General features: G+C 71.6%; 17 protein-coding genes. 13 read left to right on the plus strand and 4 right to left on the minus strand.

Features of this window, described 5'->3' with window-relative positions:
- The first annotated feature begins 203 nt into the window (after positions 1 to 203).
- Together C7C46_RS17950 and C7C46_RS17955 are read left to right on the plus strand one after the other, a co-directional pair.
- Entirely contained in the window at positions 204 to 794 is a 591-nt protein-coding gene (locus C7C46_RS17950) for a TetR/AcrR family transcriptional regulator (protein WP_245984487.1), read from the plus strand.
- Entirely contained in the window at positions 791 to 1,699 is a 909-nt protein-coding gene (locus C7C46_RS17955) for an AurF N-oxygenase family protein (RefSeq protein ID WP_110670869.1), read from the plus strand. Before C7C46_RS17950 ends, C7C46_RS17955 begins: the two co-directional genes overlap by 4 nt.
- A gap of 9 nt (positions 1,700 to 1,708) precedes the next feature.
- Here the strand turns inward: C7C46_RS17955 and C7C46_RS17960 are convergent, their stop codons facing one another.
- Entirely contained in the window at positions 1,709 to 3,535 is a 1,827-nt protein-coding gene (locus tag C7C46_RS17960) for an NAD-binding protein (protein ID WP_110670870.1), read from the minus strand.
- Positions 3,536 to 3,721: 186 nt separating this feature from the next.
- Here C7C46_RS17960 and C7C46_RS17965 point away from each other — a divergent pair, with 186 nt between their 5' ends.
- The 6 genes from C7C46_RS17965 to C7C46_RS17990 all read left to right on the plus strand — a co-directional run bounded on the left by C7C46_RS17965 (position 3,722) and on the right by C7C46_RS17990 (position 9,042).
- Positions 3,722 to 5,032 (plus strand): ATP-binding protein, encoded by a 1,311-nt coding sequence (locus tag C7C46_RS17965; RefSeq protein ID WP_110670871.1) that lies wholly within the window; start codon positions 3,722 to 3,724, stop codon positions 5,030 to 5,032.
- Positions 5,033 to 5,093: 61 nt separating this feature from the next.
- Entirely contained in the window at positions 5,094 to 5,474 is a 381-nt protein-coding gene (locus C7C46_RS17970) for a roadblock/LC7 domain-containing protein (protein ID WP_110670882.1), read from the plus strand.
- Positions 5,475 to 5,482: 8 nt separating this feature from the next.
- A complete protein-coding gene (locus C7C46_RS17975) occupies positions 5,483 to 5,830 on the plus strand; it encodes a DUF742 domain-containing protein (RefSeq protein WP_245984488.1) in 348 nt (115 codons plus the stop codon).
- Positions 5,808 to 6,479, plus strand: coding sequence for a GTP-binding protein (locus tag C7C46_RS17980; RefSeq protein WP_110670872.1), 672 nt, complete (start codon positions 5,808 to 5,810; stop codon positions 6,477 to 6,479). The genes C7C46_RS17975 and C7C46_RS17980 overlap by 23 nt, the downstream gene beginning before the upstream one ends.
- Complete coding sequence (locus tag C7C46_RS17985) at positions 6,476 to 7,936, plus strand: cytochrome P450 (protein ID WP_245984489.1); 1,461 nt, start codon at positions 6,476 to 6,478, stop codon at positions 7,934 to 7,936. Before C7C46_RS17980 ends, C7C46_RS17985 begins: the two co-directional genes overlap by 4 nt.
- Complete coding sequence (locus tag C7C46_RS17990; RefSeq protein WP_245984490.1) at positions 7,918 to 9,042, plus strand: cytochrome P450 family protein; 1,125 nt, start codon at positions 7,918 to 7,920, stop codon at positions 9,040 to 9,042. Before C7C46_RS17985 ends, C7C46_RS17990 begins: the two co-directional genes overlap by 19 nt.
- A 151-nt stretch (positions 9,043 to 9,193) precedes the next feature.
- On the opposite strand, the gene C7C46_RS17995 is transcribed toward C7C46_RS17990, so the two are convergent.
- Positions 9,194 to 9,541 (minus strand): hypothetical protein, encoded by a 348-nt coding sequence (locus C7C46_RS17995; RefSeq protein WP_110670874.1) that lies wholly within the window; start codon positions 9,539 to 9,541, stop codon positions 9,194 to 9,196.
- Positions 9,542 to 9,990: 449 nt separating this feature from the next.
- Here C7C46_RS17995 and C7C46_RS18000 point away from each other — a divergent pair, with 449 nt between their 5' ends.
- The 5 genes from C7C46_RS18000 to C7C46_RS18020 all read left to right on the plus strand — a co-directional run bounded on the left by C7C46_RS18000 (position 9,991) and on the right by C7C46_RS18020 (position 12,062).
- Positions 9,991 to 10,845, plus strand: a complete 855-nt coding sequence (locus tag C7C46_RS18000) for a helix-turn-helix domain-containing protein (protein WP_110670875.1) — start codon at positions 9,991 to 9,993, stop codon at positions 10,843 to 10,845.
- Positions 10,846 to 10,856: 11 nt separating this feature from the next.
- Complete coding sequence (locus tag C7C46_RS18005) at positions 10,857 to 11,045, plus strand: DUF397 domain-containing protein (protein ID WP_110670876.1); 189 nt, start codon at positions 10,857 to 10,859, stop codon at positions 11,043 to 11,045.
- Between the two features lie 169 nt (positions 11,046 to 11,214).
- Positions 11,215 to 11,544: a hypothetical protein gene (locus tag C7C46_RS34335; protein ID WP_146259114.1), complete on the plus strand. Its 330-nt coding sequence runs from the start codon at positions 11,215 to 11,217 to the stop codon at positions 11,542 to 11,544.
- Positions 11,544 to 11,738, plus strand: a complete 195-nt coding sequence (locus C7C46_RS18015) for a hypothetical protein (RefSeq protein ID WP_110670878.1) — start codon at positions 11,544 to 11,546, stop codon at positions 11,736 to 11,738. The genes C7C46_RS34335 and C7C46_RS18015 overlap by 1 nt, the downstream gene beginning before the upstream one ends.
- Positions 11,739 to 11,873: 135 nt before the next feature.
- Positions 11,874 to 12,062: a DUF397 domain-containing protein gene (locus C7C46_RS18020; RefSeq protein ID WP_110670879.1), complete on the plus strand. Its 189-nt coding sequence runs from the start codon at positions 11,874 to 11,876 to the stop codon at positions 12,060 to 12,062.
- 110 nt (positions 12,063 to 12,172) lie between these two features.
- Here C7C46_RS18020 and C7C46_RS18025 read toward each other — a convergent pair whose 3' ends face one another.
- Together C7C46_RS18025 and C7C46_RS18030 are read right to left on the minus strand one after the other, a co-directional pair.
- Positions 12,173 to 12,727, minus strand: coding sequence for a hypothetical protein (locus C7C46_RS18025; RefSeq protein ID WP_110670880.1), 555 nt, complete (start codon positions 12,725 to 12,727; stop codon positions 12,173 to 12,175).
- A 435-nt stretch (positions 12,728 to 13,162) separates the two neighbouring features.
- Positions 13,163 to 13,912: an SDR family NAD(P)-dependent oxidoreductase gene (locus tag C7C46_RS18030; RefSeq protein ID WP_110670881.1), complete on the minus strand. Its 750-nt coding sequence runs from the start codon at positions 13,910 to 13,912 to the stop codon at positions 13,163 to 13,165.
- Positions 13,913 to 14,093 lie beyond the last annotated feature (181 nt).

Raw genomic sequence — 14,093 nt, forward strand, 5'->3', positions numbered from 1 at the left:
CCCCCCCCCCCCCCCCCCTCTCCCCCCCCCCCCCCCCCCCCCCCCCCCCCGCGGCGGGGCGGGCCAGCGGCCACAGCCGCTGCCCCGCCCCTGTCTTGTCGTCACGACTCTTGCTGAAGCAGTGAATCGCTGCTTCACTGCTTCGCATGGCCTATCGGAGGACTCCCGCGGTTCAAGCCAGGCTCCATGCCCAGCGGGGCGCGGTGCTCCATGCTGCCACCGAACTGCTCGCCGAACGCGGATACGCCGCGTGCTCGGTGGCCGCCGTCGCCGAGCGGGCGGGGATCGCCACCGGGAGCGTGTACCGATCGTTCCCGAGCAAGGCCGAGCTGGTGGCGGAGCTGTTCCGGAGCGTGGTGAGCAGGGAGGTGGCGGCGGTGCACGAGGCGGCGCAGTTCGCCGGCGACCTGCACGACCAGGTCGCCTCGGTGATCGGCACCTTCGCCGGCCGGGCGCTGAGCACCCCGCGGCTGGCCTACGCGCTGCTGGCCGAGCCGGTCGACGCGGAGGTGGAGGCCGAGCGCCTGGTCTTCCGCCGGGCCTTCCGGGACGTGATCGCGGCCCGGATCGCCGAGGGCGTGGCGGCCGGCCGGCTGCCCCAGCAGGACCCGGAGCTGACCGCCGCGCTGCTGGTCGGCGGGGTGGGCGAGGCCCTGGTCGGCCCGCTCGCCGACGGCCGGGCCCCCGCCGACCTGGTCCCCGCCCTGATCGCCTTCTCGCTGCGCGCCCTGGGCGGTGCCCCCACCGGTACCGCCGCCCCCACCCTCGCCGATCCCACCGGAGCGCCCGCATGACCACCTCCCCCACCGTCGAGACCGCCGACCAGCGCGAGCGCAACGCGGCCCGCCTGCTGCGGGTCTCCGCCAGGCACTCGCACGACCCGCTGACCGAGATCGACTGGGACGCCCCGCTCGACCCCGACCAGTTCGCACTGCCCGCGCACCGGGTCACCCTCTACGGCACCCACCTGTGGGACCGCCTGACGCCCCGCCAACAGGCCGCCCTGAGCACCCATCAGCTGGCCAGCGTCACCTCGGCCGGGATCTGGTTCGAGCTGATCCTGATGAACGGGCTGATCCGGCACGTCTACGACGGCGACCTGACCACCCAGCACGCCCAGTACGCGCTCACCGAGGTGGCCGACGAGTGCCGCCACTCCACCATGTTCGCCAAGTACATCACCAGGACCGGCTACCCCTCGGCCCGGCCGAGCCGGCGCGCACACCGCCGGGGCAAGCTGCACCTGCTGATCAACGACACCACGCTGACCTTCGCCGGGGCGATCTTCGTCGAGGAGTTCACCGACGCGATGCAGCGCGAGATGATCCGGGACGAGAGCCTGCAACCGCTGGCCCGCTCGGTGGCGAAGATCCACGTGATCGAGGAGGCCCGGCACATCGGCTACGCCAAGCCCGAGCTGGAGCGCCGGTGGGCCCGGATGAGCACGGCCCGGCGGGCGCTGTTCCGCCAGGCCATGGGCGTGGTGGCCTACGAGTCGGTGGCCGAGTGCATCAACCCGCGGATATACGCGATGGCCGGCCTGGATCCCGCCGAGGCCCGCAAGGCCGCCGCCGCCAACCCGCACTGGCAGGCCGCCAAGGCCGACTGGGCCCGCAAGGCGGTGGCCTTCTTCACCGAGCTCGGCATCATCGACCGCCGCAGCGAGGCGATGTGGCGCCGCGCGGGGCTGCTGGCCTGACGCCCCTGCTCAGCCCACCGCCTGGCTCGGAATCCTGCCCTCGGGGGCCGCGCTGTTGAGGCGGGCCAGGCCGCTGCGGGTGGCGGCCACCACGACGCGGTCGCCGGTGCGCAGGCCGCGGCTGCGGTCCGCGTAGTTCCAGTGGTAGCTGGAGACCGGGCGGTTCTCCCGCACGGCCAGCACCCGCACCCCGCCCAGCTCCTCGATGCTGTTGCGGCTCATCCCGACCAGCGCCGAGCCCTGGGTCGCGGTGAGTTCGGCGATCAGCAGCACATGCCGCTGGACCGAAAGGGTGCCCAGCACCTCACGGCCCATCAGGGCAGCGGCGAAGGCCGGCGCCGCCAGGTAGGAGACCGAGCGGGAGGCCACGTTCTGCTTCAGCGCGTTGTAGACGTGCTGGGCGAAGTCGTCGTCGAACAGCCGCACCACCATCCGCACTTCCGGCCGCAGCGCCCTGGCCTCCAGCGCGGCCTCCAGGTTGACCGCGTCGTCGCTGGTGACCGCGACCACCGCGCGGGCGTGCCGGGCGCGCACCTTGGCCAGCTGGTCGGCCATCGGGCCGTCGCCGACCACCACGGGGATGCCCAGCGCGCGCACCGCCTCGACCCCGCGGGCCTGCGGGTCGCGCGACAGGGCGGCCACCGGGACGCCCAACTCGTGCAGCAGGGTGGCCACCCGGGTGCCGACGTTGCCGAGCCCGACCACGATCACGTGACCGCGCAGGCCCGCGCTCGGCGCCCGGCCCAGGCCCCGCCGGCCGGAGGCGAGCAGGTCCACGGCGACCGCGGTGATCACCGGGACCACCGCGATCCCGCTGAAGGTGATCACCACCTGGGCCACCCGCTGCCAGGCGCCGCCGGTGCCGCCCGGGTCTCCCGGCTGGTCGGGCTGGGCGGAGCCGGCCATGTCCAGCAGGGTCAGGTAGGCGGTCCAGCCGATGCTGTGGTTGAAGTGGTAGATCACCACCGAGGCGGAGAGCACCGCGGCGAACGCGGTGCACAGCAGCAGCCGGATCCGGGCGCTGGTGAAGAACCGCAGGCCGTCGAGGAAGCGGTAGCGCAGCCGGGAGCGCAGCGGGACGCGCACCGGCGGTTCGGTGGACAGGGTCTGCAGCACCGCGATCCGGCCCGGATCCTGGAGCGGCGGCTGCTCCTCCTCCTGCGGGTGGCGCTTGGGGGCGTCCACCCGCCCGGCCAGCCGGATGTAGGGGGCCGCGGCCGGCTCGGTCTTCGGCAGCAGCTCCAACTGGCTCAGGTCCTGCGGGTCGATGTGCGAGGCGGCCACGCACAGGTGGTTCGCCTTGGGGTCGGCGTCGTAGGCCACGTACAGGTAGCGGTCCTCCACCAGCACCGAGTTGGGGCGCTCCAGGGCGGCGTTGGCGAAGGCCGGGGCGGCGGTGGCCGAGCCGGACAGCGCGGTGCAGTTGGCCAGCAGTGACTGGATCTGTTCGCCCAGGCGCAGGTTGAACATCCGCAGCACGATCCGGATGCCGGGGTTGAGGTTCTGGGCGGTCAGTGCGGCGTGGATGTTGGACTGGTCGTCACCGTCCACCAGGGCCAGGCCCCGGGCGGTGGCGACGCCGGCCGCGGCCAGCGCCTCCGGGGTGAGCTTGCCGGACTCCAGGACCGCCGCGACCCCTTCCAGCCGCTCTATCCGAGGGCCGTGGTCGTGCATCCGGTCGGGCACCACGGCCACCACCGGGACCTTGTAGTGCTCGGTCAACTCCACGATCAGGCGGTGCGTCAGGGCGTTCGCCCCGCACACGATGTAGTGCTCCGCGAAGGGGGTCGTCGGCTGCTCCGCGACCGGGAGCACCCCCCGGACTACCTCTGTCATAGTCCGGATGGTACAAGGGGGACGGTCTGCCCCGGGCGGGCGGCGGGCCGACCGGTACCGATCATTTCCGGCCAGTCGGGGCTGATGAATTGCCCGTCAAGTCACGTACTGAGACAGCTTTCTGACATTCCGTTGTCAATCTGGTTAGATGAGGCGCGCCCGAGCCCACGCCCCCGTGCAAGGAACTTGATGTCGCAGATACCGCAGGCGGTGACCTGGTGCCTGGCCGCCGGGCTGCTGGTGGCCCTCGTCCTGCTGGTCGCCCAGTGGCGCGCCGCGCGTGCGCGGGAGCGCTCGCTGGCCGGTCTGCGGGACCAGTTGCTGGCCCGCGACGAGGAGGCGCACCGCCTGGCCACCGTACGGCTGCCGGCCCTGGCGCACTCGGCGGTGTCCCATCCGCCGGTCACCGATCCGCTGCTCACCGGCACCCGCTACGCCGCCGATCTCGCCTCCGTGGTCGAGCAGTTCGCCGGAGCGGTGGAGCGCGCCGAGACCCGCGCCGACCAGAGCGCCAAGGCCGCCCTGAAGGGCGCGGTGCGCGCGCTCCAGGGCCTGGCCAACGAGCAGCAGGTGGCGATCTCCGAGATGCAGGAGCGCCACGACCAGCCGGCCGTGCTGCGCGACCTGTTGGAGATCGACCACGCCAACTCCCAGTTCGGGCGCCGGGCGCAGGCCATCGCGGTGCTCTGCGGCTCCTGGCCGGGCCGCCAGCGGACCTCCTCCGCCCTGACCGACGTGGTGCGCGGGGCCAAGTCCCGGATCCGCGACTACAAGCGGGTCGAGCTGCGCACCGTGGTCGAGCTGGCGGTGGTCAGCCGGGCGGTGGAGCCGGTGGTGCTGGCGGTGGCCGAGCTGCTGGACAACGCGGCCCGGCACTCCCAGCCCAACACCACCGTCGAGGTCAACCTGCAGCCCGCCCACAACGGCGCCTGCGTGGTGATCGACGACGCCGGGGTCGGGATGGACCCGCGCGAGATCGAGCTGGCCGGACAACTGCTCACCGGGCAGCGCTCGGTGGACGTCACCCGGCTCGGCGACCCGCCGCAGTTCGGCTTCGCGGTGATCGGGGTGCTGGCCGCCCGCTACGGGTTCGGCGTCTCGGTGGACACCCGCTCACCGTACGGCGGCGTACGCGCGGTGGTCTTCCTGCCCACCGCGCTGCTCACCCAGGTCGAGCAGCCGCCGGTGGTGGCGCTGCCGGTGGCCGCCGCCGCGCCGGCCCGGCACACGGAGCCGGCCCGCCACCCGGAGCCGGCCCCGTTCGAGGGCCGCACCCAGGGCGGGCTGCCCCGGCGGCGGCGGCGCGAGCCGCTGGCCTCGCTCACCGAGCCGACCGCCGGGACCGCCCCGGGCACCCCCGCCGCCGGAGCCACCGAGGCTGCCGCCGGCACCGCGGACGCGTGGGAGCGGGACGCCGCCGACACCGCCCGCCGCCTGGGCGCCTTCGCCCGCGGCACCCGGGCCGGCCGCGAGGCCGATCCGACCGACACCCCCTGATACCCCGCACCCCCACGAGGAGCTCACCTTGGCCAGCCTGCCGACCAACGACCTGGGGTGGATGCTCGACGACGTGCTGCTGGTCCCCCAGGCCCGGCACGCGATCCTGCTCTCCGCCGACGGCCTGCTGCGGGCCCACTCGTCCGGCATCACCCGCGACGAGGCGGACCGCCAGGCGGCGGCGCTCTCCGGCGTCCAGTCGATCAGCCGCTCCACCACGGGCTTCCTGGGCGCCGAGCCGACCCCCTGGCGGCAGACCCTGATCGAGTTCGCCGGCGGCTACGTCTTCCTGGTGGCGGCCGGCCCCGGCGCCTACCTGGCGGTCTCCGCCGGCGAGTCGGTGGACATGGAGGCGGTCAGCTACCGGATGCAGAAGCTGGTGGACCGGCTCGGCAAGGAGTTGACCGCACTGCCCAGGCAGGACGCGGGGGCCCTGCGGTGAGGCGCGGCGTGGGCGGGGACCGCGGCCTGGTGCGGCCGTACGTGGTGACCAACGGGCGCTTCGAGCCCACTCGCAACACCTTCGACCTGGTCACCCTGGTGACCGCGGTGCCCGACCGGCCGGTGCGGACGCTGAGCCCCGAGCAGCGCCGGATGGTCGACCTGTGCACGCACGGCGCGCTCTCGCTGGCCGAGGTCGCCGCGCACCTCGGGCTGCCGCTGAGCGTGGCCAAGGTGCTGCTCGGCGACCTGGTCGACAGCGGGCACCTGCTCACCCGGGCCCCGATCCCGGCCGCCCAGCTGCCCACGTCCCAACTGCTGCAGGAGGTGCTGGATGGCCTTCGGGCCAGGCTCTGAGCGCGACGGCGGCGCCCGACCCGGCGTCAGCTCCCCCAACGTCGACTCCCCCAACGTCGACTCGGCAGGCGTCAGCTACCTGGGCGGCGGCGTGCAGACCGCGGTCAAACTGCTGGTCACCGGCCACTTCGCGGTCGGCAAGACCACCTTCGTCGGCACCCTGTCGGAGATCGAGCCGCTGCGCACCGAGGAGCCGATGACCGAGGCCAGCGTGGCGGTGGACGACCTGACCGGGGTGCCGGACAAGGCGACCACCACGGTGGCGATGGACTTCGGCCGCCTGACACTCAGTCAGTCGCTGGTGCTCTACCTGTTCGGCGCGCCCGGCCAGCAGCGCTTCACCCCGCTGTGGCGGGACATGACGCTCGGCGCCCTTGGCGCGCTGGTGCTCGCCGACACCCGGCGCCTGGAGCACTCCTTCCCGGTGATGGACCTGCTGGAGGAGCACGGGCTGCCCTACGCGGTGGCGGTCAACCGGTTCGACGGCGCCCCCGAGTTCGCCGAGGCCGAGCTGCGCGAGGCGCTCGACCTGCTGCCCAGCACCCCGCTGGTCAGCTGCGACGCCCGGGACCGCGAGTCGGCCACCCGGGCGCTGATCTCGCTCGTCCAGTACCTGCTCAACCGACCAGAAGCTGCGGAGCCCGCGTGAACTCCCCCGTCCCACCCTCAGCCCCCGTCCCACCCTCAGGTGCCGTCCCGCCCCCGGGCTGCCCCGCCCACTCCGGTGGATTCCCGCTCTACAGCGAGGAGTTCGCCACCGATCCGGCCGGCGTCTACGCCCGGCTGCGCGCCGAGCACGGCCAGCTCGCCCCGGTCGAGCTCTACCCCGGCGCCACCGCCACCCTGGCGCTGTCCTACCAGGCCTGCCTGGACGTGCTGCGCACCCCGGAGACCTTCTCCAAGGACCCGCGCCGCTGGAAGGGCCTGGCCGACGGCCGGGTCACCCCGGACAGCCCGGCGGTGCCGATGATGGCCTACCGCCCCAACGCGCTGTTCGCCGACGGCGACACCCACCAGCGGCTGCGCGGCGCGGTGAACGACTCGCTGGCCCGGATCGACCCCAACGCGCTGCGCAGCTACGTCGAACGCAGCGCCGACCGGCTGATCGACGCCTTCGCCGGGCACGGCGCGGCCGACCTGGTGGCCGACTACGCCCGCCCGCTGCCGCTGCTGGTCTTCAACGAGCTGTTCGGCTCGCCGGCCGAGTTCGGCGACCGGCTGGTGCGCGGCATGTCCGGCATCTTCGACGGCGTCGACGCCGAGGCCGCCAACGCCGAGCTGTCCACGACGCTGTTCGAGCTGGTCGCGCTCAAGCGCGCCACCCCCGGCGCGGACGTGACCAGCTGGCTGATGGCCCATCCGGCCGCGCTGAACGACGAGGAGATGCTGCACCACCTGGTGCTGCTGATGGGCGCGGGCACCGAGCCGCAGCTCAACCTGATCAGCAACACGCTGCGACTGCTGCTCTCCGACGACCGGTTCGCCGGCGACCTGGCCGGCGGCAGCCTGCCGGTGGAGGACGCGCTGGACGAGGTGCTGTGGACCGACCCGCCGATGGCCAACTACGCGGTGCACTTCCCGGTGCGGGACGTGGAGCTGGCCGGGCACCTGCTGCCGGAGGGCGAACCGGTGGTGGTCAGCTTCGCGGCCGCCAACACCGATCCGGCGCTGGCCGGCACCCCGCGCACCGGCAACCGGGCGCACCTGGCCTGGAGCGCGGGCCCGCACGCCTGCCCGGCCCAGGGACACGCCCGGCTGATCGCCTCGGTCGCGGTGGAGCGCCTGCTGGACCGGCTGCCCGACCTGGAGCTGGACGTCAAGCCGGACGAGCTGCGCTGGCGGCCCGGCCCGTTCCACCGGGCGCTGGCCGCGCTGCCGGTGCACTTCCCGCCCGCCACCGTGACCACCTCGCTGGCCGCGCTGCCGCCGGCCCGCACTCCGTCCGAAACCGACGACGCCTCAGGAGGCCGTTCATGGAACTCGACCGCTGCCCCTTCCGGATCGACCTCGCCGGCACCGACATCCACGCCGAAAACCGGGCGCTCTACCAGGACGGCCCGGTGGCCCAGGTGGAGCTCCCTGGTGGGGTGGTGGCGTGGGCGGTAGGCAGCCAGACGCTGGTCAAGCAGCTGCTGGCCGACCCCCGGGTCTCCAAGAGCGCCCGGCAGCACTGGACCGCCTTCGTCAACGGTGAGATACCCGCCGACTGGCCGCTGAACATCTGGGTCTCGGTGGACAACATGTTCACCGCCTACGGCCAGGACCACCGCCGGCTGCGCAAGCTGGTGGCCGGGGCCTTCACCGCCCGGCGCAGCGAGGCACTGCGCCCGCAGGTCGAGCAGATCGTCACCGAGCTGCTCGACGGTCTGGAGGACACCGCGCCGGGCGCCACGGTGGACCTGCGCGAGCGCTACGCCTACCCGATCCCGATCCAGGTGATCTGCTCGCTCTTCGGGGTGCCGGAGGACCTGCAGCCCGGCCTGCGGGACTGCGTGGACGCGATCTTCGACACCACCATCAGCGCCGAGGCCGCGCTGGCCAACGGCCAGGAGGTGTTCCGGATCCTGGCCGAGCTGGTGGCCCGCAAGCGCAAGGAGCCGGCCGACGACCTGACCAGCGTGCTGATCACGGTGCGCGACGACGAGCAGGAGGGCGACCGGGCCTCGCTGACCGAGGACGAGCTGCTCGCCACCCTGCTGCTCTTCCTCGGCGCCGGCCACGAGACCACGGTCAACCTGCTGGACAACGCGATCCACCTGCTGCTCAGCAACCCCGATCAGCTGGCCCTGGTGCGGTCCGGCCGGGCCAACTGGAGCGACGTGATCGAGGAGGCGCTGCGGGTCGAGTCGCCGGTGGCCAACCTGCCGCTGCGTTACGCGGTGGAGGACGTGCAGGCCGGCGACGTGCTGATCCGCAAGGGCGAGGCGATCCTGGCCGGCTACGCGGCGGCCGGCCGCGATCGCGAGGTGCACGGCGCGACGGCCGACGAGTTCGACCTGCTGCGCACCGACAAGGACCACGTCGCCTTCGGTCACGGCGCCCACTTCTGCCTCGGCGCCCCGCTGGCCCGCATCGAGGCCGAACTCGCCCTGCCCGCGCTGTTCGCCCGCTTCCCCGACCTCGCCCTGGCGGACGGCGAGCTGACGAAGGTGGAGTCCTTCATCTCCAACGGCCACCGCAGCCTGCCGGTCGTGCTGCGGCCGGCGGAGTAGGGCCACGGCGGCGCAGTGTCGTCCCGCGCGGCGGACCCTGACCGGGGACCGCTGACGTGACGAAGGGGTCCCGGCCCGATGGGCGGGGACCCCTTCGTGCTGCCCGGTGCGGGTCGGCCGCCGGGTGGCCGGTTGGCCGGTTGGCCGGGGCTCAGGAGGGGTTGAGCTGGGGCGGGTTGTCGCCTGTGTTCGGCTGGGTGAGGGTGCCGGCCGGGGGCTGGGAGGTGTCGGCCTGGGCGCCGGGATCGACTTCGTAGCAGTCGTAGTAGCAGTAGTCGGCGTCGCAGTACCGCAGGATGCAGATCCAGTCCGCCGGACGCTGGGCGGCGCGCAGGAAGGCGCTGCCCGGGAGTTGGCGGGCGGCGGCCGGGATGCAGTGCGGCGCGGCGCGGGCGATCGGGGCGGCGTGCGCGGGGCCGGCCGGCAAGCCCACCAGAGCGGCGGCGGTGGCCAGGGCGGCCAGGGCGGGAGCGGTACGGCGGACGAGTCGACGGAGCATCAAGCTTCTCCTTCCGTAGGCCGGCTTACGCCGAATGGCGGCGCTCGGCCCACGAACGACGCTACGGGTAGTCGACTGACCACCGACAGTGATGGCCCGTCGCATCACCGCATCGAGTGAACGCCCGGGAAGGGAAGTCGGCCGACGCCGCGGGCCGTACCCGTGGCGCCGCTCCGGCGGAGCGGATCGGTGGTCCGGCCTCTCGGCCGGCGACGGTGGCATGGGACGGTGCGAGTTGGGAGACTCGGCCCTCCTGGCCGAATCCGCCGCGCAGGTGCTCGACGTGGTCGGCGGCCCGCTGGCCGAGGGTTACCGACGGGCTTGGCGAGGCGTCATCGAGTCGACCTCCGGACGCTGAACGGACGGGGGTGGGGCCAGGGATGGTGGGGCTGGTGGGGCTGAGGTTGCGCCGGATTGCCTGATCGCCTTCCGACGCGCAAGACTGCAGCATGCCACTCAGGGACACGCCGACTGCCCGTCAGCAGCGGGTTGGCATCGAGCTGCGGAAGATGCGGGACGCCTCGGGCAAGACCGGCGCCCAGGCAGCCGCCATGCTCGGGCTCGACCGCACGAAGATCACCCACATCGAGAAGGGCCTCTACCCGGTCACGGCAGACCGGGTGCGCAGACTGGCGAGCTTCTACGACGAGTGCGAATCGGAATACGTCGAAGCCCTGGCGGCAATGGCAGTCGAACGCCGGGCCGGGTGGTGGGAGAAGTACCGGGGGCTGCTGCCGGTCGGGCTTCTTGAAATCTCCGAGGTCGAGTTTCACGCCAAGCGCGGTCTCCGGACCTACCAGATCTGCAACCCGCCCGGCCTGCTCCAGACCGAAGAGACTGCCCGCGCTGTCTTCAAGCTTCGTCGGCCGGCGCTTCCGGCACTCGACCTTGAGGCCCGGATTGCCCATCGCATGCAGCGGGCCGAAATCCTCACCCAGCAGAACCCGATCCCCTACGAAGCGATCGTGCATGAGGCCGGGCTTCGGATGCGGTTCGGCGGCCCCGAGGTTGCCTACCGACAGCTTGAGCACCTCCGCAAGATGGCCGAACTGCCGAACATCACGCTCCGAGTGCTGACCTTCGAAGCTCCGGGATTTTCCGGAGGCGGGCAGATGGTTCTCTATGCCGGTGGAGATGTCGAACGTCTTGACTCCGTCCAGGTGGACTCGGCGTACGGTCCAGCGTTCCTGGACGACGCCAACCAGCTCAAGAACTTCCGGAGCCGGATCGATGAGATGGCAGATTGGGCGCTGAGCCCTGCCGACTCGCTCTCCTTCCTCGACGACTTGCTCCGGGCACTCTGAAAGGTAGTGAGATGCAGCAGCTCAACTGGGTCAAGCCAGCCATCTGCGAGGAAGGCAACAGTTGCCCCGAGGTGGCGATCACCGAGGACTCGGTCTACGTCCGTAGCACGCTGCACCCCGGGGTACCAGCCACACAGCTGACGCACCAGGAGTGGCGCGACCTCATGGATGGCATCAGCAAGGGTGAGTTCGCCGTCTGAGAGATCCCGCTCCAGCCGAGCCTCCGCAGCACAGCTGCGGAGGCTCACTCTTTCGGGTCACATGTTCCATGGGCACTATTGCTACACGGTGACCAGGAGAGCTACCGTAACCGCACAGACAGTGAGCGGTGATGTGATGCCATCTCATTTTCCTTGCGGAGCGGTGATCATGACGTCTGGTCAGTCTTTTACTCCCCCTCCCCCGCACTTCGACCGCAGCCTGCCGGACTGTCAGTGTCCGGCAGGCTGCGGCGGGCGACCGGAGGCCGGCCTGCGCCTCTACCCGCACTACCCGATCGTGCGCCCGGGCGGCGCCAAACCGCCTGCGGTGCCCTACGTCCCCAGTACGCCCGGCGAGCTGCTGCTCGACGCGCTGAGCGGGCGAGTCGGCGTCTTCATGGGGCGCCAGAGCAAGAGGATCTTCATGCGCCCGCCGGGCGGCGGCGTGGAGTGGGACACCGACCCGGCCTGGGTCCTGCGCGCGCCGGAGGCGAAGTGATGACCGCCCGCCGCCAGATCACCGCCGCCATGACCCGGCTCAGCGACTCCGTCACCCGCGCCGGCCTGGACCTGCCCGACCTCGCCGAGGGCTTCCGGCTCACGGACACCGGCCAGTTCCTGATCCAGCTGCGCCCGCTCAGCCTCGCGGAGCTGGACGAACTCACCGATGCTTTCGAGCAGTTGGCCGAGTGACCGACGAGCCACCCGAACTCCCTGGCCGACTTCCCGCCCTCGCTGTCTCAATCGCCGCGCTGTTCCTCCTCGGCACGCTCCTGCTGGCACTAGCCTGGTAAGTGTCGTACCAGACGAAGCCTGAGAGGCAGTCAGATGCGGCAGCTCCACTGGCTCAAGCCGTCGGTCTGCGATGAGGGCAACAACTGCCCCGAGATCGCCATCACCGCCGACGCCGTCTACCTCCGGAGCACCCTCCACCCCGACGCCGCACCCACCGAACTCACCCACCAGGAGTGGCGCGACCTGCTCGACGGCATCGCCAAGGGCGAGTTCACCCTCTGACCAGCAGCCCAACTAGTTGCCATGGGCGTCACCGGTGGGCCAAGAAACCGCTCGACTCATCGACCGCGGGGCAGGGCACCGACCGCGAAGGCCTGGTGAAACCCGGGCGTTCACGAGCTTCGGCGCGTACTGAGTTCCACCAGCACGAAGAGGGCCAAGCACCCGACGCAGAGCGCGACCAGCAAGGCTCCCACCAGGCAGCCAACGGCCGCGCTCCACTCGTAGCCACGGGCTCTCCCCTCTCCGACGATCCCCGGGACGAGGAGCCAGAAGGTGGGCACTTCGAGCGCCAGTGCGGCGACGGCGAACACCAGACGGTACCGACGCAACGTGCTACGCGGGATGTCCTTGCGACGGACAACACGCCATGACCGACCGAGGAAAAGTCGCTGCAACGACCAACCGAGAACGATCAACGGGATCGCCACGATCACCATTCCACCGGCATAGCTGTAGTCCTGGTAGTCGATCTTCCCGCCAGCGTTGTGCCAGGCCAGCCACTGTTGGTAGTCCACGTAGTCGGTGTGGCGCGAGTAGATGGAACGCATCCCGGGGACGGCCACGAGCACCCCGGCCACCAGGCCCGCGATCACGCTGAGGCATATGTGCACGATCCGCACGGCGCCGCGGAAGCGCCCACCGTTCGTAGATCCGGCCTGCGCCACAGGTCGCTGACTCCCCCACATGCTGTACCTCTACCCGCACGAGCATGGCCGAACCCGTCGTCACCGTCGCCCTGGACGTGCTGGACGTGCTGGACGTGCTGGACATGCTGGACGGCAACGACCTGTCGAATTGATCCGAACGCTTGTCCACCCGGATGGCGGGATGACTCCCGCAGGGATCCCTGCGGGAGTCATCCCAACCTCTCGAATGCTCGATTCCGGAATCGGACCGGAATCAGGGAAACCGGCAGACGGAATTCCCCTTCGATGGCACCGGAGAATTCTTCGCGGCGGTCCGTCAGGAACGCTTCGCCATCAACCCTTTCCTGGCAATGCTCACCCTAGGGTAGAGCTGACTGGCGCAGTCATGACAACTATTCCTCCGTACTGCGCCCACGCCCACGCGCAGCTACCAGCCCTGCTCCAGCCCTGCCCCTACCCCGGCAGGGTGACCGCCTTCAGGCCGCCGTGGGCCTGGAGGATGGCGCCGTTGACGATGCTGGCGGCCGGGGAGGCCAGGTAGGCGATCGTCTCGGCGATCTCGGTCGCCTCCGCGGCCCGGCCCAGGGCGAAGGAGTTCTCGCCCAGTTGCTGGACCAGCTCGCCGAACTCCGCCGCGCCCGGGGTCTTGGTCGGGCCGACGCTGACGGCGTTGACCCGGACCCCACTGGGCCCGAACTCGTCCGCCCAGACCAGAGTCAGCAGCTCCAGCCCGGCCTTCGAGGCGCTGTAGATGCCGCCCCGGTTGACCGGGACCGAGGCCCCGAAGGTGCTCACGTTGACCACCGCGCCGCTGCCGCGTGCCGCCATGCCCGGTGCGAGGTGCTTCACCAGCAGGAACGGCGCCCGGAGGTTGGTGTCGATGTGCAGGCTGAACGTGGCGTCGTCGACCTCCACGGTCGGCAGGAACTTGAAGACCCCCGCGTTGTTGACCAGTATGTCGACCTCGCCGGCCTCCTCGGCCAGGCGCCGCACCTGGTCCGGGTCGCCGAGGTCGGCGGCCAGGAACCGCGCCTGGCCGCCGGCCGACTGAATCTCCTTCACCACCGCCGCCCCGCGCTCCGCGCTGCGGCCGTGCACGATCACCGAGGCGCCCAGCTCGGCGAGCCGGACGGCGGCCGCCTCCCCGATGCCCGAGGTAGCGCCGGTGACGAGGGCGGTGGTTCCGCCCAGGTTCTTCGTCATGATGTCGCTCCAAGTTTTCTAGGAACCGTCCTAAAAGACTACGGTGCGCATTCTTTGCGGGGGGACGCGGAGTTAACGGTGTACCTACTGTCTGTTGGCGACCGAGAGGAAAAGCGTGATGTCGCTTCCGGCCAAGCCCGGGCCCCTTCTCCCCCCGTTCGCCCTGCGTTCCGCAGTTGAT

It is taken from the genome of Streptomyces tateyamensis (genome assembly GCF_003205575.1).
Lineage (GTDB): Bacteria > Actinomycetota > Actinomycetes > Streptomycetales > Streptomycetaceae > Kitasatospora > Kitasatospora tateyamensis.